This is a genomic window from Rhizobium sp. CF080 (assembly GCF_000282095.2).
GTDB lineage: Bacteria > Pseudomonadota > Alphaproteobacteria > Rhizobiales > Rhizobiaceae > Neorhizobium.
In genome coordinates this window covers 218,265-244,858 of the sequence record NZ_AKKC02000010.1, presented here as the reverse complement: position 1 = coordinate 244,858, position 26,594 = coordinate 218,265, and the positions used below count along the sequence as shown (strand labels likewise).

At 62.6% G+C, this 26,594-nt stretch carries 19 protein-coding genes; 8 read left to right on the top strand and 11 right to left on the bottom strand.

The window, feature by feature from the left end:
* Positions 1 to 253 precede the first annotated feature (253 nt).
* The 4 genes from PMI07_RS23650 (at position 254) to PMI07_RS23635 (ending at position 6,385) form a co-directional block, all read left to right on the top strand.
* Positions 254 to 1,204 carry a sensor domain-containing diguanylate cyclase gene (locus PMI07_RS23650; RefSeq protein ID WP_007767145.1) on the top strand — a complete coding sequence of 317 codons (951 nt, stop codon included), beginning with the start codon at positions 254 to 256 and terminating at the stop codon, positions 1,202 to 1,204.
* A 180-nt stretch (positions 1,205 to 1,384) separates the two neighbouring features.
* A complete protein-coding gene (locus tag PMI07_RS23645; protein ID WP_007767147.1) occupies positions 1,385 to 2,356 on the top strand; it encodes a class I SAM-dependent methyltransferase in 972 nt (323 codons plus the stop codon).
* Positions 2,357 to 2,546: 190 nt separating this feature from the next.
* Positions 2,547 to 5,243 carry an EAL domain-containing protein gene (locus PMI07_RS23640; protein WP_024164084.1) on the top strand — a complete coding sequence of 899 codons (2,697 nt, stop codon included), beginning with the start codon at positions 2,547 to 2,549 and terminating at the stop codon, positions 5,241 to 5,243.
* Between the two features lie 107 nt (positions 5,244 to 5,350).
* Positions 5,351 to 6,385, top strand: a complete 1,035-nt coding sequence (locus PMI07_RS23635) for a MerR family transcriptional regulator (protein WP_024164083.1) — start codon at positions 5,351 to 5,353, stop codon at positions 6,383 to 6,385.
* Between the two features lie 130 nt (positions 6,386 to 6,515).
* On the opposite strand, the gene PMI07_RS23630 is transcribed toward PMI07_RS23635, so the two are convergent.
* Positions 6,516 to 7,106, bottom strand: coding sequence for an ATP-dependent Clp protease proteolytic subunit (locus PMI07_RS23630; protein WP_024164082.1), 591 nt, complete (start codon positions 7,104 to 7,106; stop codon positions 6,516 to 6,518).
* 215 nt (positions 7,107 to 7,321) lie between these two features.
* Here PMI07_RS23630 and PMI07_RS23625 point away from each other — a divergent pair, with 215 nt between their 5' ends.
* Positions 7,322 to 7,906: a HupE/UreJ family protein gene (locus tag PMI07_RS23625; RefSeq protein ID WP_024164081.1), complete on the top strand. Its 585-nt coding sequence runs from the start codon at positions 7,322 to 7,324 to the stop codon at positions 7,904 to 7,906.
* Between the two features lie 109 nt (positions 7,907 to 8,015).
* Positions 8,016 to 8,864, top strand: coding sequence for a DUF2076 domain-containing protein (locus PMI07_RS23620; RefSeq protein WP_024164080.1), 849 nt, complete (start codon positions 8,016 to 8,018; stop codon positions 8,862 to 8,864).
* Between the two features lie 187 nt (positions 8,865 to 9,051).
* Here the strand turns inward: PMI07_RS23620 and queF are convergent, their stop codons facing one another.
* The 6 genes from queF to PMI07_RS23590 form a co-directional block, all read right to left on the bottom strand.
* Positions 9,052 to 9,516, bottom strand: coding sequence for a preQ(1) synthase (gene queF / locus PMI07_RS23615; RefSeq protein ID WP_007765146.1), 465 nt, complete (start codon positions 9,514 to 9,516; stop codon positions 9,052 to 9,054).
* Positions 9,513 to 10,427 carry a cation diffusion facilitator family transporter gene (locus PMI07_RS23610; RefSeq protein WP_037088117.1) on the bottom strand — a complete coding sequence of 305 codons (915 nt, stop codon included), beginning with the start codon at positions 10,425 to 10,427 and terminating at the stop codon, positions 9,513 to 9,515. Before PMI07_RS23610 ends, queF begins: the two co-directional genes overlap by 4 nt.
* 228 nt (positions 10,428 to 10,655) lie before the next feature.
* Positions 10,656 to 11,738 (bottom strand): autotransporter outer membrane beta-barrel domain-containing protein, encoded by a 1,083-nt coding sequence (locus tag PMI07_RS23605; protein ID WP_245277228.1) that lies wholly within the window; start codon positions 11,736 to 11,738, stop codon positions 10,656 to 10,658.
* Between the two features lie 1,296 nt (positions 11,739 to 13,034).
* Positions 13,035 to 13,541, bottom strand: a complete 507-nt coding sequence (locus PMI07_RS23600) for a GNAT family N-acetyltransferase (protein WP_024164078.1) — start codon at positions 13,539 to 13,541, stop codon at positions 13,035 to 13,037.
* Positions 13,538 to 13,978: a hypothetical protein gene (locus PMI07_RS23595; RefSeq protein ID WP_007771047.1), complete on the bottom strand. Its 441-nt coding sequence runs from the start codon at positions 13,976 to 13,978 to the stop codon at positions 13,538 to 13,540. The genes PMI07_RS23600 and PMI07_RS23595 overlap by 4 nt, the downstream gene beginning before the upstream one ends.
* A gap of 3 nt (positions 13,979 to 13,981) precedes the next feature.
* A complete protein-coding gene (locus PMI07_RS23590) occupies positions 13,982 to 16,171 on the bottom strand; it encodes an anthranilate synthase (protein ID WP_007771049.1) in 2,190 nt (729 codons plus the stop codon).
* Positions 16,172 to 16,481: 310 nt separating this feature from the next.
* Here PMI07_RS23590 and PMI07_RS33765 point away from each other — a divergent pair, with 310 nt between their 5' ends.
* Entirely contained in the window at positions 16,482 to 17,732 is a 1,251-nt protein-coding gene (locus PMI07_RS33765; RefSeq protein WP_007771051.1) for an extensin family protein, read from the top strand.
* A gap of 141 nt (positions 17,733 to 17,873) precedes the next feature.
* The gene (locus PMI07_RS23580) at positions 17,874 to 18,275 is read left to right on the top strand and encodes an endonuclease domain-containing protein (RefSeq protein ID WP_024164077.1); all 402 of its coding nucleotides are present in this window, start codon (positions 17,874 to 17,876) and stop codon (positions 18,273 to 18,275) included.
* A gap of 97 nt (positions 18,276 to 18,372) precedes the next feature.
* On the opposite strand, the gene PMI07_RS23575 is transcribed toward PMI07_RS23580, so the two are convergent.
* From PMI07_RS23575 to putA, 4 genes are all read right to left on the bottom strand, one after another.
* Entirely contained in the window at positions 18,373 to 18,750 is a 378-nt protein-coding gene (locus tag PMI07_RS23575) for a VOC family protein (protein ID WP_007762324.1), read from the bottom strand.
* A gap of 218 nt (positions 18,751 to 18,968) precedes the next feature.
* Positions 18,969 to 20,648 carry a formate--tetrahydrofolate ligase gene (locus PMI07_RS23570; protein ID WP_007762321.1) on the bottom strand — a complete coding sequence of 560 codons (1,680 nt, stop codon included), beginning with the start codon at positions 20,646 to 20,648 and terminating at the stop codon, positions 18,969 to 18,971.
* Positions 20,649 to 20,831: 183 nt separating this feature from the next.
* Positions 20,832 to 23,210: a TonB-dependent hemoglobin/transferrin/lactoferrin family receptor gene (locus PMI07_RS23565; protein ID WP_245277226.1), complete on the bottom strand. Its 2,379-nt coding sequence runs from the start codon at positions 23,208 to 23,210 to the stop codon at positions 20,832 to 20,834.
* Positions 23,211 to 23,452: 242 nt separating this feature from the next.
* A complete protein-coding gene (putA, locus tag PMI07_RS23560; protein ID WP_024164076.1) occupies positions 23,453 to 26,575 on the bottom strand; it encodes a bifunctional proline dehydrogenase/L-glutamate gamma-semialdehyde dehydrogenase PutA in 3,123 nt (1,040 codons plus the stop codon).
* Positions 26,576 to 26,594: the final 19 nt, after the last annotated feature.

Below are 26,594 nucleotides of genomic sequence, written 5' to 3'. Positions count from 1 at the left end.
CAATCGAGCATGAGCCTGCCCGCAAAGGCAAGGCGCCTTTGCAGCAAAAGGGTACGGCCGAGGCGGAAAGCCTTGGGCGCCGCCGGCCATTTGCCCTTGCCGCGGCGCCAGCCTCCCTCTCTTCATGTCTGCGAATATTCGCATCTGTTGATAATTTCGAAGGAGTTTGGCGATAGCATCGGAACCGTGCGCCCGTTGCTTCCGGTCGGTCCGGCCACGCAGTCCGGATCGCATCGAACGCCCCGGGAACTCAATGACGGCATCGCCAGCTCACCAAGCGCCAAGTATCGAGATCGGACAGGAAACCTGCTTTTCCCGCGATCAGCTCTATTTCATTCTGTCGGCGCTCCCGGATCCCTGTTTCGTCCTGACCCGGAGCGGCCGTTATGCCGCCCTCTTCGGCGGCAAGGACACCCGCTACTATCATGACGGCAGCAATCTCGTCGGCAAGAGCGTCCATGACGTCCTCGTCTTCGAGAAGGCGCACCGCTTCGTACGGGAAATCGAAAAGGCGCTCGCCTCGCGTTCCCTGCATATCGTCGAATACAGCCTCTCCGGCAGCGACGTGAAGGGACTGGAGGCGGATGGTCCCGACCACGCGATCTGGTTTGAAGGCCGCGTCCAGGCGCTCGATTTCCAGGTCGACGGCGAGGATGCGGTCGTCTGGGTCGCCAGCAACATCACGGAAAAGAACGCCGTCGAGAACCAGTTGCGCCATCAGAGCGAAACCGATGCGCTGACCGGCTTCTTCAATCGCCGCAAGCTGATGGACGTGCTCGCCCTGAAATTCGAGCTCTTTCGCGAGGAGCATATCCCGTCATCGGTCTTCATGTTCGACATCGACCATTTCAAGACCGTCAACGACGAGCTTGGGCATGCGATGGGCGATGCGGTTCTGAAGGCGATCGCCGGCGTCTGTCGCCAGGAATTGCGCAAGACCGATTTCCTGGCCCGCCTCGGCGGCGACGAATTCGTCGTGGTCATGCCCGCCACCCGCCAGGAGCACGGCACTGTCATCGCCAACCGGCTGCGCCAGCGCGTCGCCACGGAGGTCCGGGAGACGCTTGGCCATCATGCCACGATCAGCGGCGGCTTGAGTGAATTCCTGCCCACGGATGCCTCCTCCGAGGACATTCTGAAGCGTGCCGACGACGGCCTCTACCGTTCCAAGCGTGCCGGCAGGAACCGGGTCAACGCAGTATAGCCACGCCGAAATCCCCCTTCCGGTACAGAAACGGAGTTGTGTGCACCTGCGACGCATGCGGACTAGCGAGGGCCATTCCCAAACTTAACCACATACCCCATCGGTAGATCATCATTTTGGGCATGTTGTTGAAGATCGGCATCCTCGGCAAATTGCGGCTATCTTTGGCCGGAGCACGAGATGACCTGCTTTTCCTGCGGTGGGCAGACTGCCCCGTGGACGCATATGCCACTCGACCCGATCAAGGGCACCGAAAACACCCATAAGGACTTCGTCGTCTGCACGGAATGCGGGCTGGGCGCCGTCAGCCCCATGCCCAGCTCGGAAGAAATTCCGTCCTTTTATGATACCGCCCAATATTACACCCACGGGCAGAGCCATCTCGCGGAGGTCAATCCGACCCTCCTCGACAGGGCGTTGCACCACATCGCCTGGCGCTTCGACAAGGGCCAGTCACTCGATCCCGAGCGCATCGCCAAGGATCTGCCGCCAGGCGCCTCGATCTGCGACCTCGGTTGCGGCGGCGGTGAACTCCTCGGCCGTTTCAAGCCGCTCGGCTTCAACGTCATCGGCGTCGACCCGGATGCAGCGGCAAGAGCCGAGGCGGCCAAGGCGGGCATCACGGTGCTTGCGGGCACCTGCGAGGAGCTTCCGGCCGATCTCAAAGGACAGAGCTACGATCTCGTGATCATGTCCCATGTGCTGGAACATTGCCGCGATCCGAGCCTGGCGCTGCAGAAGGCCTTCTTCCTGACGCGTCCGGGTGGGATGCTGTTCTGCGAAGTGCCCAACTGCGCGGCCACCCATTTCAAAAGCCTCGGCGTCTGCTCGGCCATGTTCGACGCGCCGCGTCATCTCCACTTCTTCACGCCCGCCTGTCTCCGCAAGGCGATCAGCCTCAGCGGCTTCACCTTCTCCAGCTTCCAATACATGGGTTATACCCGCCACCACCATGCGAGCTGGCGGCAATGGGAGGCCTCGATCTACGACCGAACCCGCCAATATACCGCCCATCCTTTGGGCCGCCGGCATACGGTGCTGCGGTCGATCCAGCTTCTTCTTTCTACGGCCTTGGCCTCCGACGAGAAGAAATACGATTCCGTCGCCGTCTACGGTCGCCGGCCGGGCGCGCCGGAGCGCGCCCCGGTATAGGCACCCCAGATGACGCGAAAGATGTCCTCCCTGAGGAGCGCCAGGTGGCAATAGTCGATGCGGCAAGCGTTGTTCCCGCCGTGCCGGTCCTTGGATCGTCGCTATAGACACCTAATCCAAGCGATACGGCGATAAATTAGACAATCTTAAAGCTTGTCGGCGACAGTGGGGGATACCACCGGAAATCCCCATGATCTCGCTGCCATTCATAACGAAATCGAAATCGTCCCGTCTTCAGTTCTTCGGCCTCGGCTATTTCTTCCCGGCCATCCTGGCTGTTGCCGGAGTGCTGGTCGGGATCGTTCGCGCCGACATCGAGAAACGCGAGCAGTACCACGTGGCCCAGCAGGTCAAGGCAGCCGAGCAGCTCGCCCGGGTGGCCGCGAGCCTTGAGACCAATATTCACGGCAACGTCAACCTGATCTACGGACTGGTCGCCGCGATTGCCGCCAACCCGAACATCAACCAGCCGCAATTCACCGCACTTTCGGAGCGGATTTTCAGCGTTCCCTCGCAGATGCGCAATATCGCCGGCGCCAAGGATCTGGTGATCAGCCTGGTCTATCCCGAGGAGCCGAACAAGAAGAGCCTCGGCCTCGACTACCGCACCAACGAGCTGCAGAGGGATGCCGTGATGAGGGCCGTCGAGAGGCGGACGCTCGTCATCACCGGTCCGGTCAACCTGGTCCAGGGCGGCCAGGGGCTGATTGCCCGTTATCCGGTCTTCTCGCTTGCCAACGGCCGGTTCTGGGGTGTCGTTTCGGCGGTCATCGATCTCGACCGGCTTTACAAGGACAGCAATGTCAACACCCAGCGCCAGGCGCTGGACATCGCGATCTCGCAGCGGCCCATCCCCGCAGAGCACGACATCTTTCTCGGAAACCGGGACGTATTTTCGCAAGACCCCGTCAAATCGAGGATCGAGCTCGGTTACGACACCTGGTACCTCGCCGCAGTCCCCAAAGGCGGATGGCAGGCCTCGCCACCGGACATGGTCGGCTTCCGGGTCACCGCCCTTCTGATTGCCTTCTGCATCGCCGCACCGCTTCTCTGGGCGGGCCTGCTGATGAAGCAGCGCCACGGCCACATCCTCACCCTGCAGCAGCGCGAGGAACAGCTGGAAACGCTGTCCCAGCGCCTCGAACTGGCGCTTCAGGCCTCGGGCGTCGGCGTCTGGGAATATGAACCTTCGAGCGACACGCTGATCTGGGACCAGCGCATGCGCGAACTCTATGACGCGCCGCCGGACAGCGATGTCCTCGAATACACGGATTGGCGCAATGCGCTGCATTCCGACGACAGGGAAGCTGCCGAAATCTGCTTCCGCCAGGCGCTCAGGGATGAAACGAGCTACCGCACCGAGTTTCGCGTCGTGTCCGGCAAAGGTGAGATTCGCCACATCCGTGCCCACGGCGCCACCTACCGGACCACGAGCGGCGTCAAGCGCATGGTCGGCGCCAATTGGGACGTCACCAGGGACGTCACGCTGCATTCCGAACTGCGGCTGGCGCAGACGAAGGCCGAGCTGCAGAACGACGAATTGCGCTCGGCAAGGCGCACGCTCGAGCATCAATCGCTACACGACGCCTTGACGGGCCTGCCAAACCGACGCTTCCTCGACCAGTTCATGATCGCCGGACAAAGCCAGCCCGCGGATCACCGGCTGGCATTCATCCACATCGATCTCGACCGCTTCAAGGAAGTCAACGACACGCTCGGCCATGCGGCCGGCGATGCGGTCCTGAAGGCAGCCACGTCCCGCCTGCTCGAACTCATCGACCACGACGAGTTCGCCTCACGCATCGGCGGCGACGAGTTCGTCGTCGTGACTGGGGGCGCGGAACCGCAGCGCCGGGCCGAATACCTTGCCCAGTCGATCGTCAGCACCCTTGCCCGCCCCATCGATATCGGCGGGCATCAATGTCGCATCGGCTGCAGCGCCGGGATCGCCTGCCAGAGCGAGACTGGCGAGGAGCTGAGCCAGCTGCTGATCAATGCCGACATCGCACTCTATGAGGCCAAGAAACGCGGCCGCAACCGAGTCGAGGTGTTCTCCAAGGAACTGCGCTCCGCCGCCGTCCTGCGCAAGCGCATGTCCGACGAGTTCCTGACCGCACTCGAAGGCGACGAGATCGTTCCGTTCTTCCAGCCGCAGTTCGATGCGCATTCGCTCGCCATCGTCGGCGTCGAGGCGCTGGCCCGCTGGCAGCATCCCAAACGCGGCATGCTGTCGCCGGACAAGTTCCTGGCGATCGCCGAAAGCCTGCACCGGGCGGCCGATATCGATGCGATCATTCTCGAAAAGGCGCTCTTCCAGCATGCGAGATGGCGCGCCCTCGGGCTCGACATCCCGCATCTCTCGGTCAACATCTCGGCGCAGCGCCTGAAGGACGAAAGACTGTTCAAGCGGCTGACCGAATTGCCCATCACCCCCGGAACCCTGTCGTTCGAACTTCTCGAATCGATCTCCTTCGAAGATCAGGACAAGGAGCTGAGGTCCGCCATACTCAGCCTCAAGGCGCTCGGAATCGAGATCGAGATCGACGATTTCGGCACCGGCCACGCCTCGATCGTCAGCCTTCTCGAACTCGGGCCCAAGCGGCTGAAGATCGACCGCAAGCTGATCGCCCCGCTCGAAGCCGCCGGCTCGCAGCGCCGGCTGGTCGCCTCGATCATCGAGATCGGCCGCTCGCAGGGTATAGAGATCGTTGCCGAAGGGGTAGAGACGGTCGCGCATGTGGACATCCTGCGCAGTCTCGGCTGCCAGACGCTGCAGGGCTATGTCTTCGCCAAGCCGATGCCCGCCAACGAGTTCATCGCCTTCGCGACGGATTGGCAGGCCGGCAATCGCTCGCCCTTCGCACCATCGCTAGCGATCTCGAAATAAACGAGCTGCCCGCGAAGAAAATTCGAGAACCTCGCACGACACCTGTTGACCCGGCCCCTGGGGCTGCCCCGATAGGAGGAGCGGTCAACAACCAACGAGGTGATTCCTTGAGTTCTTCCGCACACTATCTGAACCCGTCCGACGCCGCCGAGCGGCTCGGCATATCCCCAAAGGCGCTGCGCCTCTACGAACAGCGCGGCCTGATCGCTCCTGTCCGCACCGCGGCCGGATGGCGGACATACGGCCCGGCTGAAATGGCCCGCGCCGCCGAGATCGCCGCATTACGCGCCCTCGGCCTCAGCCTCGCGCAGGTGGCCCGCGTGCTGGGCGGCGATGCCCAGGAACTCGCGCCCGCGCTTGCCGCCCATCAGGCGAGGCTCGAAACGGAGGCCCGCAGGATCGCCGAGACGGTCGAAAAAGTCCGCAGCCTGCGCGCGGGCCTTGCCGGCGGCGAACCGCCCCAGATGCACGAGCTGACGCGGCTGGCGTGGCCGGCGGCCGAGATCGTGGCTGCTTTCGACCTTCCCTGGCCCTGGGGCGGCGAACACTTCGAGCTCAGGGATATAAGACCGGTCAACTACATCATCGGCCCGCTCGGCAGCGGCAAGACCCGGTTCGCCAAGGCAATCGCCGAAAACCTGCCGGGTGCGATCTTCGTCGACCTCGACCGTGCCGCGGACGACGCCGCCGACGCCCGGGCACGGATGGAAACCGATCCGGCACTGAAGTTGCGCGTCGAGCAAGCACTCGCCTGGCTTCTGGACGAAGGAGCGGTGGCGACGCCTGCCCTCACCGCCCTCGTCGTCGCGCTGGAAGCCGAGGGGGTTCAGATCCCGGTGATTGACATGATCGAACACGGCCTGGACCAGACATCGCAGGAAGCGGTCGCCGCATACCTGCGCAATCGCGGTCCCGGCGCCCGGCCGCTCTTCGTCATGACGCGCTCTTCGGCGATCCTCGATCTCGGCGCCGTCGGCCAGGACGAGGCGATCATCCTTTGCCCCGCCAACCACAGCCCTCCGAGCCGCGTAGCGCCCATCCCGGGTGCGCCGGGTTACGAGGCCGTCGCCACCTGCCTTGCCGCGCCCGAAGTCCGCGCCCGCACCGAAGGCGTCATCGCCTGGCGTCCGCAGGTGGCCTGAACCCGCAGACGGAAAAGTCTGCCAGTCGTCCGGCAGGCGCCCACCCGCGGTAACGCGAGCCGGCACGCAACAAAAAGCCCCGCCAACATTTCGCCGGCGGGGCTTTTTCAATTCAGATTTCCGCGAACGATCAGATTTCGCTCTGCGACGTCACGATCCGCGAAACCAGGCCGTAAGCCTTGGCTTCTTCGGCGGACAGCCAGTAGTCGCGGTCCGTGTCGGCGGCGATCTTCTCGACCGACTGGCCAGTGGCTTCGGCCATGATCCTGTTCAGCCGCTCGTTCATCTTGATGATTTCGCGGGCCTGGATCTCGATGTCGGATGCCATGCCGCGGGTGCCGCCGGACGGTTGATGAAGCAGGAAGCGGGTGTTCGGCAAGCAGATGCGGCGCTCCTTCGGAACGGACACGTAGATCAACGCGCCGGCCGATGCGACCCAGCCGGTACCGATCATCCAGACCTTCGGCTTGATGAACTTGATCATGTCATGGATCGAGTCGCCCGATTCCACGTGGCCGCCGGGCGAGCTCACATAGACGCGGATGTCGTCGTCGCTGGCAGCGGCAAGCGCCACGAGCTGCGTATTGACCTTCTGCGCCAGTTCCTGGGTAATCGTTCCATAGATGAAGATCGAACGCGACTTGAAAAGATTCGCTTCCGTTTCCTTGCCGAGCGGCAGTTCCTTGGTCTTGTCGTCCTTGTCGTCTTCGTCGTCGAGCACGCTGAGAGTCTCCTGCATCAGATTCATATACCGGACATAATGTGTTCGCCGCCGTAAAACAATGGAGCGTAGAGTCTAAGACGGCACCTTCCACGGACTAAGGTGAATGACGTAGTACCGAGCCTCATGCCGCGGCAATTGCCGATGGACAGCCACAAAGCGCTTGCCTATCCTCCGATACCATTCCGCATGCACATAATTTCCAGGGGACCCAAATGCTGAAACGCCTTTCGCTCACCGCCGCCATTCTTGCCGCCGCAGCAGCACCTGCCTTCGCCCATCTTAACCCTGAGGAACATGGTTCGCTGCTGGCCGGATTCTCGCATCCGCTTTTTGGCGCCGACCATATCCTGGTCATGGTCGCAGTCGGCCTCTGGGCGGCGCAGATCGCGAGCGGCAGCAACCGCAAGGCGCTGTGGTTCGTCCCCTCGGCTTTCGTCGGCACGATGGCCGCCGGCTTCCTCCTCGCGCTTGGCGGCGTCAGCCTCCCCTTCGTCGAACCGGCGATCCTCGCCTCGGTGATCGGCCTGGGCCTGCTCGTCGCAACGGCGGTGAAACTGCCGGTTTCGGCGGCAGCTGCCGTCGTTGGCGTTTTTGCGCTGTTCCACGGCCACGCCCATGGCGGCGAACTCGGGTCCGCGGGTGCATTGCAGTTCGGCATCGGCTTCATGATCGCCACCGCCCTCCTGCATGCCGCCGGCATCGCACTCGGCCTCGGCATCGCCCGGTTCAGCCCTTATATCGCCCGTATCCTCGGCGCAGCGACCGCGCTTCTCGGCGTATCGCTGATCTTCGGCTGATCCCCCGGTCACTCGCCAAGATTACCGAAATGTAAGGGATTCCGGCTTTGAAATGCCGGAATCCTTGCCTACCTTCTTGTGCACGGCAAACGCCTGCAAGGAGGCAAGCATGTCACCGGAAGAACGCCAGCTTCTGACCGCCCTTTTCGACCGCGTCCGCACCGCCGCCGCAACCCCGCGCGACCGTGACGCCGAAACCCTGATCGACCAGGCCACCCGCGAACAGCCCTACGCCACCTATTATCTGGCCCAGGCTGTCATCGTGCAGGAAAAGGGCCTGGAAGCCGCCGCCAACCGCATCCGCGAACTCGAAGACCGCGTCCACCAGCTCGAAGCGGAGACGAGCGAACATCACCGCGCCGAACAGAGCGGCGGGTTCCTGAGCTCGATCTTCGGCACCGGCCAGGTCCAGCAGCCGATGCCGGCTCCCCGCCCCGCTGTCCAAAGCGGTCCCCAGTCGGGCCCGTGGGGCAGCGCCCCGCGCCAGAACTACCGCACCGGCAGCGACTATGACGACGGTTATCGTACACCCCCGCCATCCGCCGCCCCCTGGAGCGGCCAGGCGTCGGCTCCTTCAGCCGGCGGCAGCTTTCTGCGCGGCGCGCTCGGCACCGCCGCGGGCGTCGCGGGCGGCATGCTGCTCGCCAATTCTCTGTCGGGCATTTTCGGCAGCCATATGAACTCGCTCGGCTGGGGTTCGCCGCTCGCCGGTGCGAACCCGTTCGGCAGCGGCAACGCCCCGGTCGAGGAAACCGTCATCAACAACAACTATTTCGGGGATGACGCGATCCGCCAGGCCTCGGATGGCAATGCCCCCGCCAACAGCAATGATGCCACCGACAAGTCCGGCTCGAACGACGGCTGGCAGCAGGCCGGCTACACCGACGACGATTTTTCCGACGACCAGGCGGATTTCGACAACAGCGACATGGGCGGCGACGATTCGATCGACGTGTGAGTGCGGGCGGAGGGCCTATCTTCTACGTGGGAGGGGGGTGACGGACTGCAACATCAATGTCGATCGCACGCCACACTCGCTCGGTTTCGAGGAGCCTGCCGCACCCATCCCGGCGCTTCGCTTTGGCTCAGCGCGTTCGGCGCTCAAAACGCTCCACTGGAGCGTTTTGCCGGCAAGCCGTCGCGCCTCACCCACGTCCCCGATACGTCGCCACCCCCTGCTCCGGCAGCCATACGCCGGTGGGCGCCTCGCCCGTCTGCCAGAACACGTCGATCGGGATGCCGCCGCGCGGGTACCAGTAGGCGCCGATGCGGAGCCACTTCGGCTCAAGCAGATCGACGATCCGCTTGGCGATGTAGATCGAGCAGTCCTCGTGGAATGCGCCGTGGTTGCGGAACGAATGCAGGAACAGTTTCAGCGACTTCGACTCGACCAGAAACCCGTCCGGAATATAGTCGATGACGATATGGGCAAAATCCGGCTGGCCGGTCATCGGGCAGAGCGAGGTGAATTCCGGCGCCGTGAAGCGCACCACGTAATCGGTGCCCTGGTTGCCGTTCGGCACCTTTTCCATCACTGCGGTTTCGGGGCTCTGCGGAGCCTCCACCTGGGATCCGAGCTGCGAGAGCCCGCTGACATCCGTCATCGTCATTTGCCTGTTCCTTCGAATTCGACCTTCTGTCCATGTGGATTTTCGCTTTCGGGCTCCACATGGATCGCCAATGTGGCGCCCGCAATAATCTCTTTGATGGCATCTTCCAAGCGGTCGCAGATCGCATGTGCCTCTTCGACGCTCATGTGAGCCGGCACGACCAGATGGAAATCGATGAAGGCGGCCGCCCCCGCCCGGCGCGACTTGAGGTCGTGGACGCCGAGCGCGCCGACCGAATGGGTAGCGATCGCCTCGCGCACGGCCGCTTCCTCGTCCGGCTCCAGCGCCTTGTCCATCAGCCCGCCGACCGAATGGGCGATCACCTTGTAGCCCTGCCAGAGGATGTTGATCGCAACCAGAATGGCGAGCACCGGGTCGAGGATCGCGTAACCCGTCGCAAGCGCAAGGATGAGGCCCACGAGCACGCCGGCCGAAGTCACCACGTCGGACATGATGTGCTGGCCGTCGGCCGCCATGGCCGGCGAATAATGGGCCGTGCCGACCCGGATCAGCGTCGTCGCCCAGACACCGTTGATGACGGCGGCAAGCGCGTTGATTGCAAGGCCGAGCACCGGCGCTTCCGGCAGCCTTGGCGTCAGCAGCCCGTCCCAGGCCTCGTTGATGATCAGGACGGCTGCAACGATGATCAGCCCGCCTTCGACGACCGCCGAAATATATTCCGCCTTGTGATGGCCGAACTGGTGGTCGTGGTCGGCCGGCCGCTGCGCGTAGCGGATCACGAAATAGGCGATGAAGGCGGCGGCGACGTTGACGAAGGATTCGAGCCCGTCCGAGAGCAGCGCGACAGATCCCGTCACCCACCAGGCGAGCATCTTCAACGACATGACGACGAGCGACACTGGAATGCCCCAGAAGGCAAGCCGCTCGACGATTTTGACTTCCCTCGCCACGATGTCTTCCTTTTTGCGCGTGCGAATGATTTGCAGGACCGAAGGCCCAAAACGGCGAAACCGCCGCAGCGAGATGGTCTCGCTGCGGCGGTTTCGAATGGCCTGCATATGACTCAGATAAGCCGGTTTGTCAAAGGGCCGGCGCAGTTGTCGATGTGGGATTGGTGCCAGCGAGCGGGACGGCAAACCATCCCGCTTGTTAAATATCCAGATAGACAGGCCCGACGGCTACCACCTGACACGGAAACCGACGGAACCACCCAGGGCATAGTTGTCGCCGGCGTCCTTCAACAACGACTTGGCGGACACCTCGCCGTGGACCGAGAACCGCTCGTCGCCCCAACTGTAGGAGCCGCCAAGCGTAAGCCCGGCCCAGACCTCGTCGCCTCGGCTTGCGAAGCGGCTGCCGGCGACATCGACCGAGACGCCGTCAAGGAATTCGTAATAGAGGTTGGCAGCACCGTAGAATTGCGCTCGCGCCATGCCTCCGCCGGCGGCCTGCCAGCTTTCCTCGCGATTCAGCGCCAATCCCATCCGGCCATTGAGGCTATCGCCGCGATCAAGCGAAACGCGCGCGCCGAACGGATCGTTGAAGCTGCCGAAATCCACGGACGAATAGACGAGCTGCGCCTGGGGAGTGACTGACCATGCCCCCGCAACGTCGAAACGCTGGCCGGCCTCGAGGCTGAGAGCATAACCGAAGCCGGTATTGCCATCCGCGAGCGCCGTGCCAACAGCATCCGACCTGAGGTTGCTGTCGTAGAAAGTCGTCTGACCCTGCGCATCGACATAGAACCCGCGCTCGCCATACCAGGTCAGCGTCGCGCCGACGCCGTAGCCGGAGGTGGAAATGTCGCCATTGCCGGCCAACGAGCGAAGGTCGCCGGATATCGTGCCGTACTGCGCGGTCAGGCCGGCAATCAGCCTGCCGTCGTCATTCCGATAGATCTCGCCGTCGATCCCGGCCTGCAGCCGCCACAGGTCGTAGTCCTGGTCGGCATCGCCCGCGCCGGCATCGGGATGAAGGCTGCCATGCATGCCATCGGTCCGCAGCCACAAGCCTTCGAGCCCCTGGGTCGAGACCGTCCGAAGATCGGCCGACAGCGCGCGGCTGCCGACACGCTGCTGAAGCGTGCCGAGCTGGTTCAGGCTGAGCAGCAGCTGGGGATAGGCCTGATAGACCGGTACGCCGGGCTGCACCATGTCGGAACGGAGATACCAGTCGCCGTCAGCCGGCGTCGAGACGCCATTCTGGTAGAGGCGATAGGCGTAGGCGCCATGTTTCCGACGACGTTTCCCTCGATCACGGATCCGGACTGAAGCTCGAGATTGATCGTGCCCGATGTCACGGTCGACGCCAGCCGGATCGCGTCGGTCTGTCCGGCGCCCGCCCGGATGGTGCCGCTATTGGTGAGGTTGAGATTGACCGATGCGCCACTGGTGATGACGGCGAGCGCACCGCTGCCACCCTCGATGAGCCCGGTATTGACGATCGGATTGGTTCCCGTCAGCACCCGGAGGGCTATCCCGCTGTTGCCGGTCCCGTTGGCCGGCCCCGTACCACCCCGGATCGTACCATTGTTGATGAGCGTGTTGTTCCCTATCGGACTGCCGATATCGACCCCGGTGCCGCCGCCGGACGTGAGGCTGTCTCCGCCCTGGATTGTTCCATTGTTGACGACCGTCGATCCGCTCCGGACCTCCGCGCCGACGCCTCCAAGGCCGACGATCCCCGTCCCGCCCAAGATCGTTCCGTTATTGACCAATGTCGACCGGCTGAGCAGGATTGCCCCGCTGCCTCCGTTGCCTCCGCCACCGCCGCCGGTGCCACCGGTTATCGATCCGTTGTTGACGGCCGAAGCCTGTAAATTGAAGCTCAGACCGCTGCCGCCCGCGGCGCTCACCGGCGCAGCGCCCGCATCTCCGCCGACCAGCGTGCCCTCGATGGTTCTTGTTCCGCCGAGGCCCGAAAGAGAGACCGACGAGCCCGCTCCCGCCGCATTATCCGTGCCCGACAGAACGAAGCCCTGCGTGTCAATTGTGATCGGTTTCGTCGTGGCAGTCAGCGAAGTGCTTGATATGGCGAAACTGCCCGTCATCTTGATCGTCGCGGTCGCATCGCCATCGGCATTTGCCGAGGTGATGGCGTTCCGCAATTCGGTCTCGTTGCTGACGAGATAGGTTGCGGCCGATGCCGGCGTGGATCCTCCCCCGATGGTCAATGCCAGCCAGCTGATCCCTGAAAAAAGGCCGGGGGCTAAAGATTTTCGCATCCCATAGTCACGACGCCGGAAGTTAGTCCCTACAATTTTTCCCATAAAAATCCCTAGGAAGATCAACTAAAAATTGCCATAACAGCCGGAAAAACAAGACAAAACAACCCGTTTGCCAACTATCTGTGCAGGCCTAAATGAAAATTGTTTCAAGAATATTGCGCTGCAACAAACAGGTTTTAGTACCTAAAATATACTAGGAAGAAAAATACGGCGCCTTGTGCCGAGATACTGTCTTTTACTGAGGGGCGGCGGATCGCCGGTTTCAAATGCGAACGGCGCCTGGACGATCAAGCCCTGGCGCCGCCGAATCTCCCGCAATACGAAAACCTTGCTACCCGAAGATCACCGCCATGCTGATACTGTCGATATACCGCCCGTCGATCTTCACCGCATCCCGCGCCACCCCCTCGCGCACGAAGCCGACCTTTTCGTAGAGCGCGATGGCTCTCACGTTGTCGGCATGGACATGCAGCTCGACGCGGTGGAAGCCGCGTTCGCGGGCCTGACCGACCGCAGCGCGGATCAGCCGCGTGCCGAGCCCCTTGTCGCGGTAGCCGGGGATGATGCCCATGCCGAGCGTGCCGCAATGGGCATGGATCGGGCGCGGATGCCGGCGGATGTCGCACCAGCCGACCACCTCGCCGCCGTTAACGGCGACCACCTGCGGATGGCCGTTCTCGATATTGTCGAGCACGAAGGGCCGCACGTCTTCAAGCGGCGGCGCCTCCAGGAAACTCAGGTACTTTCGCTCGCGCGAGACCGTATCGAGAGCCTTGTGAAAGCTCTCGATATGCTCTTCGCGGATGGATTCGATCGGGATGGCGGCTGCAGATGTCATGTGTCGTAGTCCAGAAATTCGATTCTTTCGATATTCGCCCGGATCATCCCATAGGCTCCGAAGCACGGCGCCAGGGTGATTTCGAACTCACCCACTTGCACGCCCGTCCCCGATTCCCACGGCTCGATCCGGCGTTCTTTCGTACGTCGGATTGTTAGCCGGTTGATGACGTTCTGCTGGCTGAAGCCGTTGAGATTGACATCAATCCACTGGTTTAGAGTGAACCTGACGAGCGCCTGCTTCGGCCCCTCTGTGACCTTCAGAACGAGCGTGCTCGTCCCCGACCGGTCGAGCGTGAGGCCGACGATTTCCGCATCATGGAAATCCGCCACACTGCCCAGTCGCGCCAGCAGATCCGTGCCGCCGGGTATTGTGCCCAGCAGCGCGGTCGTCTCGTCCAGCTCGTCCCCGATGCCATCCGGCGATAAAGCCGACACGGCTCACGCCGCCTTGGTCTTCGCCCGCCGTGACAGATGCGCCACGACGTTCTCGATCATCCGCATGCCGGCGTCGCCCCCGAGCGTCATGATCGATTCCGGGTGGAACTGCACCGCCGCCACCGGTTCCTTGACATGCTCGATGCCCATGATCGTTCCGTCCTCGCTTTCGGCGGTGATCATGAAATCCGGATGCAGCGTCTTCGGATCGGCGAAGATCGAATGGTAACGTCCGACGGTCACTTCCTTGGCGAGCCCCGAAAAGACGATGCCCGGCTCCAGCACCCGGATGCGTGAGGGTTTGCCGTGCATCGGCACCGCCAGATGCCGGAGTTCACCGCCATAGGCCTCGGCAAGCGCCTGCAGGCCGAGGCAGACGCCGAAGATCGGCAGGCCTTTAGAGCGGGCCAACTTGATCGTCGCCTTGCAGTCGAAATCCTTCGGATTGCCAGGCCCGGGCGACAGCACGACGAGATCCGGGTCGAACCGGTCGAACACTTCTTCCGGCACCGGCGTGCGCACGGTCGAGACGGTGGCGCCGGTCTGGCGGAAATAGTTGGCGAGCGTGTGGACGAAACTGTCCTCGTGGTCGACGAGCAGGATTTTCACCCCCTGCCCGACCCGCGCCACGTCGCGGCCGACCTTGGCCGCATTGCCGGCCCTTGCATCACGGATCGCTGTCAGCATGGCAGACGCCTTCAGTTCGGTTTCAGCCTCTTCCTCGTTCGGATCGCTGTCGTTGAGCAGCGTCGCGCCTGCCCGCACTTCGGCAATGCCGTCCTTGATGCGGATGGTGCGCAACGTCAGCCCGGTATTCATGTCGCCGTTGAAGCCGACCATGCCGATCGCCCCACCATACCAGGCGCGCGGGCTCTTTTCATGGTTCTCGATGAACCGCATCGCCCAGAGTTTCGGGGCACCGGTGACGGTGACGGCCCAGGCGTGTGACAGGAAGCCGTCGAACGCGTCCATGTCGGGCCGCAGCCGGCCTTCGATATGGTCGACGGTGTGGATGAGCCGCGAATACATCTCGATCTGCCGGCGGCCAATCACCTTCACCGAACCCGGCTCGCAGACGCGGCTCTTGTCGTTTCGGTCGACATCCGAGCACATGGTGAGTTCGGACTCGTCCTTCTTGGAATTCAAGAGCTTGAGGATCTGTTCGCTGTCGGCGATCGGATCCTCGCCGCGCTTGATCGTGCCGGAGATCGGGCAGGTCTCAATGCGCCGGCCCGACACCCGCACGAACATTTCCGGCGATGCACCGACCAGATATTCCTGGTGGCCGAGATTGATGAAGAAGGAATAGGGCGACGGATTGATCGCCTTCAGCCGGTTGGAAATTTCCGAAGGCTTCGAGTCGCAGCGCTCCATGAACTTCTGGCCCGGCACCACTTCAAACAGGTCGCCGCGGCGGAAACTCTCCTTCGCCTTGGTGACGAGCGCCGCATATTCGCCCGGTCGATGGTCGCCCTTCGGCGGGATCGTATCGGTGCGCTGGAAGGGATCTGGCGCGATCTCCTGGTCCTTGCCTTCCGTCGTCACCCCGTCCTTGGAAAAGTCGTAGCGGTCGATCCAGGCCTTGGCGGCATGATGGTCGACGACCAGGATTTCGTCGGGCAGGAACAGCACCATGTCGCGCTGGTCTTCCGGCCGCTGCATCGAAAGCTTGATCGCATCGAACTGGAAGGCGAGATCGTAACCGAAGGCGCCGAACAGGCCGATCGCCGAATCCGCTTCCGAATGGAACAGGTCGACGATCGCCCGCAGCACGGAAAACACCGTCGGCATCTTCGAGCGCTCTTCCTCGGTGAAGACGCGGGTCGGCTCGTTGACGGTGAGGTCAAGGCGGCGGTCCGTCCGCGCCCCGAGCGCCAGGTCGGCCACGGTCTTCAGTTTGTCGGCGACGAAACCGAGCAGCACCTCGCCGCGGCCGTTGAAGGCCTCGATCCACACCTTACGGCCGTTCGAAGAGATCCCCAGCGGCGGATCGGCGATCGCCGTGTCCCAGCGGGTGTAGCGGCCCGGATATTCGTAGTTGGAGGAGAATACCGCGCCGCGCCGTTCGTCGAGCCTGTCGACATAAGAGGAGATCGCATCCGCATAGGGTGCAGCGCGCCGCTGCCGGCTGACCGCAATCCCGCCCCTCGTCTCGTAGACCTCCGAACCGTCATCCCGAATGATCGTTACCATTGTCCTGCCTCTCCAATGTCTTTGCCCGGGTCCCTGCGGCGGATAACAAAAAAGCCGCCTCGGGTTCCGGGCGGCTTGTGGTCTTGTCGATGGACATGACTGGTCAAGGCCGCGTTGAGCGAGCCGGCCACCAGTTAGCGATGTTCATCGAGTTCATCATGGGCCGAATTGTTAGCTGGGGTTTTTGAACCACGCAAGCGAATTTCCATGCCCCCCAAACAGAATTCTGGCGCCGGCATGCGACCAAAACCGGGCTTCGGCGTTTATCGTCCCTTAAGGGTCGAAGAAACGCAGCCGAGAAGGATACGGCATGCAGCATTCGTGGATCGCAATTCTGGCAGGCCTGCCCTTGATCATCGGGGCGGCAATGCCGCCCGAAAGACCGATACCGCAGGCGCAATATTCCGGCGTCCCGGTGGGCGTCGTGGAGGTGAACTTCCTCACCCGCCTTCTGCAGGACGGATCGCGCGATCCCGCGCCTCGACGCCGCGCATCCCCACGATCGCAGGCACGTGGTGCAGTTCCGCCACCACCCGCGCCGGAAAACGTTCCCCTGCCGATCCCGAAACCGGTCGGAGAAGCGGCGAAGCCGGCTGAAGCAGCTCAGCAGGCGGACAACACCGCCGACAAGCCGGTCGTTCAGGAGGCCCCGCCGCCCAAGGTCCCGCCCCCCGTAGCCCCGCCACCTGTGGCGCAGAACCGGCCGAACGAAAATCCGCAGAGCCCTCCCCCAAGCCCGCCTGTCGTCGAACAGCCCGGCACGGCCTCGGAACCGGCACATGCGGCAGAAGTTCCCAAGCCGTTGCCCAAACCGGGCACCACGGCTGCCGATGCGCCGGCAGACAAGCCCGACCGGGCGGCTGCACCAGAACAGGATGTGGCAAAGCCGGAAGACGCCAAACCGAACGAAACCAAGGCGGACGCCCCGGACGCCAACGGCAAGCAACCGGACGAGCAGAAGGCAGAAGCTCCGCCCCCGCCTCCACCGCCTCCGCTCGTCAAGGAAGACCCCGAGGAGCTGAAGGCCTGCCTTGCCGATCTCACCTCGCTCGGCGCCAAGTTCGAACCGACAGATCCGATCGACGACGGCAATGGCTGCGGCATCGAAAGCCCGATCGACGTAACCGAAGTCCTGCCTGGCGTCTCGCTGGGCGGCGCCACGATGCGCTGCAAGACGGCGGTCTCGATGGCGCACTGGCTGAAGGACACGGTCCAGCCGGCGCTCAACATCGCCATGCCGGGCCGCAAAATCACGGGCCTCGTGCCCGGCTCCACCTATGCCTGCCGCCTGCGCAACAGCGCCTCGACGGGCAAGATTTCCGAACACGCCCGCGGCAACGCCTTCGACGTCGCCGCCTTCAAGCTCGACAACGGCGAGAAGATGACCATGAAGCCGCGCGACGAAGACTCCACCATGGAAGGCGCCTTCCAGCGCACGGCGACAGCAGGCGCCTGCCTTCACTTCACCACCGTCCTGTCACCGGGCAGCGACGCTGCCCATCAGAACCACCTGCATCTGGACGTGCTGGAGCGGAAGGACGGGTATCGGTACTGCCGGTAGGTGGCTTCGCAACGCCTCTCTCGATGTACACGAATGGGGGCGCCTCCTGCACGGATCTTGAGATTCCGACGACGGCGCGGCATATTTCCTTCTCCCCGTCAAAACGGGGAGAAGGTGCCGGCAGGCGGATGAGGGGCTGCGATGCGGGGTCCAAAAACAAGCACGACTACCCGCGCCCGCTCGCTGCGCCATACCGACAATGTTTCAGAGGCAAAGCTTTGGGAGGAGTTGCGCGCCCGGCGCCTCAACGGCTTCAAGTTCGTCCGACAGCTTCCAATCGGTCGCTACTTTGCGGATTTTGCTTGCCGGGATCGAAAGCTTGTCATCGAGATTGATGGAAGCCAACACGCCGACAGCGATTACGACAGGCAACGGGATCGCTTCATGAATGCCGAGGGATGGTCAGTCGCCCGTTTCTGGAATGTGGCGGTGCTCACGGAAATGGAGTCGGTATTGGAGACCATCGTCGCGATCCTGGAGGGTAGGTTGAATGAGCCTGAGGATGCGCCGGATTTGAAATTCATGCCGGCAGACGAGGGATAGCGCCCCTCATCCGCCTGCCGGCACCTTCTCCCCGCAAGCGGGGAGAAGGAAATACGCCGCGCCGTTTCCGCTTCTCGTCTGAGGGCCAACCGCAGCTCTAACCTCGCCACCCCACCTCGATCATCACCCGGCCGGGGGCCAGGCAATAGAACAGGTACCCGCCGCGCATCTCGCGCGGCTCCCCCACCAGTTCGGCATCGCTCGCCTTGAGCTCCCGGTAGAGCCTGTCGACGTCGGCTCGCTCCGGCTGGATGAAACCGAGATGGTAGGTGACGACCCCGAGCGCCTGCTGTTCGGCACCGCCGAATTTTTCGACAGGCCGGCTGACGACGATTTCGAGGCCCGCATCGTCTGTCAGGATGGCCAGGCCGTTCGCGCCACGCATCTCACGCTGAGTCAGGCCGAAATGACGGACGAGGAAGGCGCTGGTTGCCGCAACGTCAGACACGTGGATATCGATATGGTTCATTCGCATCGTTTTTCTCGCAAGGTTACCCCGGCGGAACGCGACACGGAAAAGGCCACGAGAATCTGCCGAGAGCGGCACGGAATGTGCCGTTTCTCGTCGCGGGTTCTCAACGGTGGACCGAAGGATCAGAGCTTCCTTGCGGAAGGGGCCGTGCTTACCATATCCGGCCCTGCCTTTTTCGACGGACGGAGCTTTAACACAAGCCGGTTCGGGCGCTCAAGCCCTCAGAACAGCCCCTCCACGAAACCGTCCTCGTTCAGGAAGATCCGTTCCGCAGACGGCACGCGCGGCAGGCCGGGCATGGTCATGATCTCGCCGGTAATCGCAACGACGAAGCCGGCACCGGCGGAAAGCCTGACTTCGCGCACATGCACGATGTGGCCCTCCGGCGCGCCGCGCAAGGCGGGGTCGGTCGAGAAGGAATATTGTGTCTTGGCGATGCAGATCGGCAGGTCTCCGTAACCCTGCTCCTCCCAGGCCTTCAATTGGTCGCGCACGCCCCGGTCGGTGGTGACTTCGCCGGCGTGGTAGATCTTCGAGGCGATGATCTCGATCTTTTCGAGGAGCGGCAGGTGATCGGGATAGAGTGGCTGGAATTTTGCCTGGCCGCCCTCGGCAAGCTCGACCACCTTGAGGGCAAGCTCTTCGATGCCGGCAGACCCTTCCGCCCAATGCCGGCAGACGATGCCGTCCGCCCCGTGCCGCGCCGCGTAATCCTTCACGGCGGCGATCTCGTCCTCCGTATCCGAGGTAAAATGGTTGATGGCAACGACGACCGGCACGCCGAACTTCCGCACATTGGCGATATGGCGGCCGAGATTGGATGCGCCGCGCTTCAAAGCCTCGACATTCTCGCGGCCGAGATCCTCTTTTTTGACCCCGCCGTTCATCTTCAGCGCCCTGACGGTGGCGACGATGACGGCCGCATCCGGCTTCAGCCCCGCCTTGCGGCACTTGATGTCGAAGAATTTTTCGGCCCCGAGATCCGCCCCGAAACCCGCTTCCGTCACCACATAGTCGCCGAGCTTCAGCGCGGTGCGCGTGGCGATCACCGAATTGCAGCCATGTGCGATATTGGCGAACGGCCCGCCATGCACGAAGGCCGGATTGTTTTCAAGCGTCTGCACCAGGTTCGGCTGCATGGCGTCCTTCAGCAGCACCGTCATCGCCTTGTCGGCCTTGAGATCGCGGGCGAAAACCGGCGAGCGGTCGAACCTGTAACCGATGACGATATCGCCCAGCCGCCGTTCGAGGTCCCCGAGGTCGGCCGCAAGACACAGGATCGCCATCACTTCCGAGGCGACGGTGATATCGAAACCGCTTTCGCGCGGAAAACCGTTGGCGACGCCGCCGAGCGAGACGACCGTCTGGCGCAAAGCCCGGTCGTTCATGTCCATCACCCGTCGCCAGCTGATCCGCCGGGTATCCATATTCTCGGCATTGCCCCAGTAGATATGGTTGTCGATCATCGACGACAGCAGGTTGTGGGCAGAGGTGATGGCGTGGAAATCGCCGGTGAAATGCAGGTTGATGTCTTCCATCGGGATCACCTGCGAATACCCGCCGCCGGCCGCTCCGCCCTTGACCCCGAAACAGGGGCCGAGCGAAGGTTCGCGCACACAGATGACGGCCTTCTTGCCGATGCGGTTCAGCCCGTCTCCGAGGCCGACGGTGGTCGTCGTCTTCCCCTCGCCCGCAGGTGTCGGGTTGATGGCGGTGACGAGGATCAGCTTCCCGTCCTTCTTTCCCGAAAGGGAGGAGATGAAATCGGCCCCGACCTTCGCCTTGTCATGGCCATAGGGAGCAAGCGCCTCGACGGGGATCCCGAGCTTCGCGCCGATCTCGACGATCGGCTTCTTCTTCGCGGCACGGGCGATTTCGATGTCGGATCTGACTTCTGCCATGCAATCCCCGCTCCCCGTTCTTTCCATAGGACCCAAACATGCCCGTTTGGTTATGATTAGCGAGGGAAAGGCAATGTGTGAATAGCGGGAGGAGCGGAGGCCACAACTTCTCCCGGACAAAGAAAAGGGCGGCGCGATTTCTCGCACCGCCCTTCCCCCAGGCGCCCCCGCCGATGTGGACGATTAGAACCGCTGGGTGAGCGAGACTTTGAAGGTTCGGCCGGGTTCGGAGTAGAATTCGCGCGATTGCGTGGCCGAATTCTGACGAACTGTAGAGTAGTCATAGTAGGTGCGGTCGAAAACGTTGTAAATTCCGGCATTGATCTTTAGGCCCTTGACCTGTTCTGGCTCCCACCATGCCGTAAGATCGAAAATACCATAGCCTGGTGTTTTGAAGTACGTTCCGCCCAGACCATCATTATTCAAAGAAGACCGCACACCCATCCAGTCAACGCCGACACCCCAGGTTTCTGTATCATAACCGGCGCTGGCGACGACTTTCAAAGGCGGCACGGAGCGCAGGAAGGTGTGCGTACTAAGATCATTTCCGCGTGCGTAGGCAAGGCCGCCGCTAACCCGGAAGCCGTTGTCGAACAGCTTATGAACGCTTGCTTCGACGCCAAAGATTTCGACATCGGCTATGTTCTGGTAGCGGCTGATACCACCCTGAGGATAGTCAGCAATGTTGTAGCCGAGGGCCGCGGCCTCGGCAGCGGTAAGGCTGCGCGGATCGATGAAGTTCTTATAGCGATTGTAAAAGAGGTTAATCCGCCCGCCAAACTTTTCGTCGCCGAGATTGGTCCCAAGTTCAAAACCATTACTTGTCTCGGTTTCCAGATCAGGATTACCGAGGCGGAGGTAGGTTCCAGTGGCGCCGAAGGAGCTGAACATTTCACCCGCTGTCGGAGCGCGGAAGCCGGCCGCGTACTGGGCAAAAATCTCTACGTCGTCGTTCACGTCGTAGCCGAGCCGCAGTTTCGGGGAAATACCGAAATCTTCGAAACCGCTCGGAAGAGATGGGTTGCTGGCGTTGCGATCGTATTCCGGCGTCATTTTGGGGTCATGCTTTACCCAATCCAATCGGATTCCGGGCGTCACCGTGAACGCCGAATTTTCGAAGCTAATCTGGTCGTCGAGATAGAGCCCAATCCGGCTTGTTGCGACCTTTGGGGTGTCTGCTTGGTTTGTATGCAAGTTGTTGCAGGCATTGAACGGAGGGAATGGTCCTGGTCCGCAATTATCGAAGCCGGACGAATACTGTTCGATGCCGATACGCGCCAAGTCGAATCCAAACGTGAATTTATGAGCCGTTGTCCCGAATTCGACGGTCTTGTCCATCGCACCGATCAATCCGAAGCTTTTCTGTTCATAGTCGTTGTCGCGACCAATAGGACCTAACACGGAGACTGAGCGGATACCTCTGTAACCATCCAGGGTATACTGTTTCATGTAGTAAAACGACGCCCATGCATTGTCGATCGGGCTGTCAGCGCTCTGAGACTGGAATTTGTAGTCGAGCGAGACACGGTCACGATCAGTATCTTTGATGGCATCATAATCGCCAGGACGGTACTGAACAGGCGCGGCAGTGAACTGTAACGTACGCGAGTCGGTATCGCGGTCTCTCCTAAAACGCTCCGCGGTGATGCCGAAGGTATGCCCCCCATCGAACTCATGACGCAGTTTGAAAAGAAGATTGTACTGGTCGTACAGGGATGGGTTGGCTTCGGTCCGCGTGGTATAAAGGCCATCGTTACTGCCGTTGGTCTGTCGCGCCTGTCCTTTTTTGTAGCCGCCCTGAAAAAGTATCGAGGTATTTTCGATCTTTTTCGCAACTCCAACGGAGCCGAATCCGCTAAGATCGGCACCGTCGAACCCGGTCCTTGCAATCCCTCCCCAATCTCGCCCCTGGCCGATCAGGTCCTCAGCTTCGAGCGTTCGGAGACCTAGAACACCACCGAGAGCGCCAGGCCCCGCGCGACTGGAGTCCGCACCGCGAATAACGTCGGCTCCAGACAACGAGCCAAAATCGAAAGCATCTACCCCGCCGCTAGCGTTACGGGTGACGTCATCGATAAACGGTGCCGGGATACCGTCAATCGTCGTCAACACGCGATTACCCTCCAGACCGCGTATGCTCACTGCACCGGTCGTACGATTGAAGTTGACACCGGGTTCGGCCACGCGACCGAGATCCTCCAGATTGGTGATTTGCTTGTTCTCGAAATCCTGTTGGGTGGTCGTAGTCGCCAAAGGCGTATCCGCGACGCCACCTGGCTGCGCTGTCCTCTTCCCCTTCAGCACGATCGGCCTCAGCGTCGTGTCCGCCTGCGGCTGCGTCGTCTGCTGGGCCGAGGCGCCGTAAGCCAGGGAAAACACCGCGAGTGCGGTGCAGGTGGTGAGGGTGGATCGCAGACGTCGCGTGACCATGACTATCCTTTCAAACAGGGCACACGAAACCGTCGGCACGCGCGAACGCACCGGAAAGGCGGCGGCCCTTTCAATTCTGGCAAGAATGTGGCGGGAGGCAGAAAATGCCTTATTCACGCCATTAGAAAACATGAGTATTATTGTCAATTATTAAAACATGACTCTAATGATCATATTTATGCGAGCATGGTTCGATGGCAAAAATGCAACAGGACCCAATTGCAAAAAGGCCCGGATCGCTCCGAGCCTTTTGATTACACTGCTACGTTTTGACGGCAAAGCCGTCGCGCCCCCGACGCCTCGCTTGCGCTCAGCGCGTTCGTCACTGCAATCGATCCATTGGATCGATTGCTCCGGCTACGCCGGACCGTTCCTCACCCCTCCCCGATCGCGATCAGGCTGGCATTGCCGCCGGCAGCCGCCGTGTTGACGGAAATCACCTGTTCTTCGGCAAACCGCATCAGGTAGGCCGGGCCGCCCGCCTTGAAGCCGGTGCCGGAAAGGCCGGAGCCACCGAAAGGCTGGGTGCCGACCACCGCGCCGATCATGTTGCGGTTGACATAGACATTGCCGGTGTCGAGCGCTTCCGTCACCTTGCGGATCGTCGCCTCGATACGGCTGTGGATGCCGAGCGTCAGGCCGTAGCCGGTGGCGTCGATCGCCGAAATCACCTTGTCGAATTCCTTGGCCTTCCAGCGCACCACGTGCAGAACCGGGCCGAACACTTCCTTGGTCAGTGCCGCGGCACTGTCGAGCTCGATGATGTGGGGGGCGAAGAAATTGCCGGTCGCGGGAGTGGCTCCGGCATAACGCACCTTCTGTTTTTTCGCCCGCATGTCAGAGACGTGGTCCGCCAGCATCTTGGTCTGGTTCTCGTCGATGATCGGCCCGACATCGGTGTTCTGCCTGGCAGGGTCGGCGAGATTGAGCTCGGCCGCCGCCCCTTCGATCATCTTCAGCATGCCGTCGGCGACATCCTCCTGCAGGAAGAGCAGGCGCAGCGCCGAGCAGCGCTGGCCGGCGGAGCGGAAGGCCGAGACGACCACGTCGTCCGCCACCTGTTCGGACAGCGCCGTCGCATCGACGATCATCGCGTTGATGCCGCCGGTCTCGGCGATCAGAGGCACGATCGGCCCGTCCTTGGCGGCCAGCGCCCGGTTGATCGCATGCGCTGTCTTCGTGGAGCCCGTAAAGGCGATGCCGGCGAGCCTGGGATGCGCGGTGATCGCCGAGCCGACATCGGGGCCACCCGGCACCAGCGCCAGCACTTCGGCGGGAACGCCGGCCTGGTGGAACAGCCGGATTGCCTCAAACGCGATCAGCGGCGTCTGCGGCGCCGGTTTTGCGACCACCGTATTGCCTGCCACCAGCGCGGCGGAAATCTGGCCGAGGAAGATTGCCAACGGGAAATTCCACGGCGAAATGCACCCAAACACCCCACGTCCGCGCCAAAGATGGCGGTTGTCCTCGCCGGTCGGTCCCGGCATCGGTGTCGGCATGGCGAAGAGCTCGCGGCCCTTGTCGGCGTAATAGCGGCAGAAATCCACCGCCTCGCGGATTTCGGCGATCCCGTCATCCAGCGTCTTGCCGGCCTCGGCGGCCAAAAGCGCCAGCAGCCGGTCGCGGTTTTCCTCCATCAGCCCCGCGGCCCGTTCCAGGCAGGCGGCACGGATTTCCACCGGCTGGCGCGACCAGGCCCGGAACGCCTTGGCCGCAGCGGCAAAGGCGGCATCGACATCGGCTGGCGTCGCGTCACGCACGGTGCCGACAACCTTCGACCGGTCGGAGGGAGACCGCACCGGCTTTTCCTCTCCCTTGGAAGTGACGCCCGCCACCAGCGGCCCCGCCTTTACCTCGCCCCACGATTTGGAAACGCTCGCCATCAGCCGCTCGAGTTCGACCCGGTGGCCGAACTCGAAACCGGCGCTGTTCTTGCGGCGGCCGTAGATGTCGGAGGGCAGCGGGATCTGCTTGTGCCGCGCGCTGATGCCGTCATCGAGGCCGAGCCGCGCCGACGGCCGCTCCAGCAGCTTTTCGACCGGAACCTGTTTGTCGCCGGCAACCGCCACGAAGGAGGAGTTGGCACCGTTTTCCAGAAGCCGGCGCACGAGATAGGCGAGCAGGTCGCGATAGCCGCCGACCGGCGCATAGATGCGGCAGGCAATCCGGTCGTTGCTGTCGAGCAGATCGTCGTAAAGCGCCTCGCCCATGCCGTGCAGGCGCTGGAACTCGAAGCCGGTGCGATCAGGCGCGGCAAGCTCCAAGATGGTCGAAACGGTCAGCGCGTTGTGGGTCGCAAATTGCGGGAAGATGCGCGCCCGCTTGGCGAGAAGCTGCTGGGCGCAGGCGAGATAGGCAAGGTCCGTCGCCGGCTTGCGGGTCCAGACCGGATAGTCCTCGATGCCCCGCTCCTGCGCCCGCTTCACCTCAGTGTCCCAATAGGCGCCCTTGACGAGCCGCACCATCATCCGGCGGCCATGGGTGGTGCAAAGCTGGTCGATATAGTCGATCACCGCAGGCGCCCGTTTCTGATAGGCCTGGATCGCCAAGCCAAAGCCGTCCCAACTGGCAAGCGACGGGTCGGAGAACACGGCGGCGATCACGTCGAGCGACAGTTCCAGCCGGTCGGCCTCCTCCGCATCGACGGTGAAGTTGAGCTGGTGTTCCTTCGCCATCTGCGCGAGGTCGAGAAGGTCGGGAACCAGTTCGGCCATCACCCGGTCGTGGTGGGTGGCGAGATAGCGCGGATGCAGCGCCGAGAGCTTGACCGAAATGCCCATCCGGTCGGGAAGCTGGCGGCCCTTGCCGTGTTTTTTCATATGCGTACCGATCGACTGGATCGCGTCGGCATAGGAGCGGAAATAGCGCTTGGCGTCTTCGGCGGTGCGGGCGCCCTCGCCCAGCATGTCGAAGGAATGGCGGTACCCCTTCTCCTCGCTCTTGGCGGCGCGCACCAGCGCGTCCTTCATCGTCTCGCCGAGCACAAAATGGTGGCCGAGGAAACGCATCGCCTGCTTGGTGGCGCTGCGCACCGTCGGCAGGCCGACGCGCTTGACGAGACCGCGCAGGATGCCCTCCGGCGTCTCGCCGGGGCCGATGACGCGCGCCGAAACCGCCAGCGCCCAGGCCGATGCCGACACGAACCAGCTGTCGCCGGAAGCCTCATGGGTGCTCCAGCCGCCCTCGCGCAGCTTGTCCTCGATCAGCCGGTCCTGGGTCAGCGCATCGGGCACGCGCAAAAGCGCTTCGGCGAGCACCATCAGTGCCAACCCTTCGCGCGTCGAAAGCCCGTATTCGCGCAAAAAGTCCTCGACGCCGCCGACCTTGCCGGAGCCGTCGCGGATGGCGTTGATCATGCGGCGTGCCCGCTGATCGATGGCCGCGTCCTGCGCCGGCGTCAGGCTGGTGCGGGCTGCGAACTGCCGGATCAGCCGGTCGTCGTCGCCGGCGTAAGGCGCATTGAAGGGAATGAAGGGCTCGGTCAGAATCTGGCTCATAGGCGTCTCCGTTTCATTC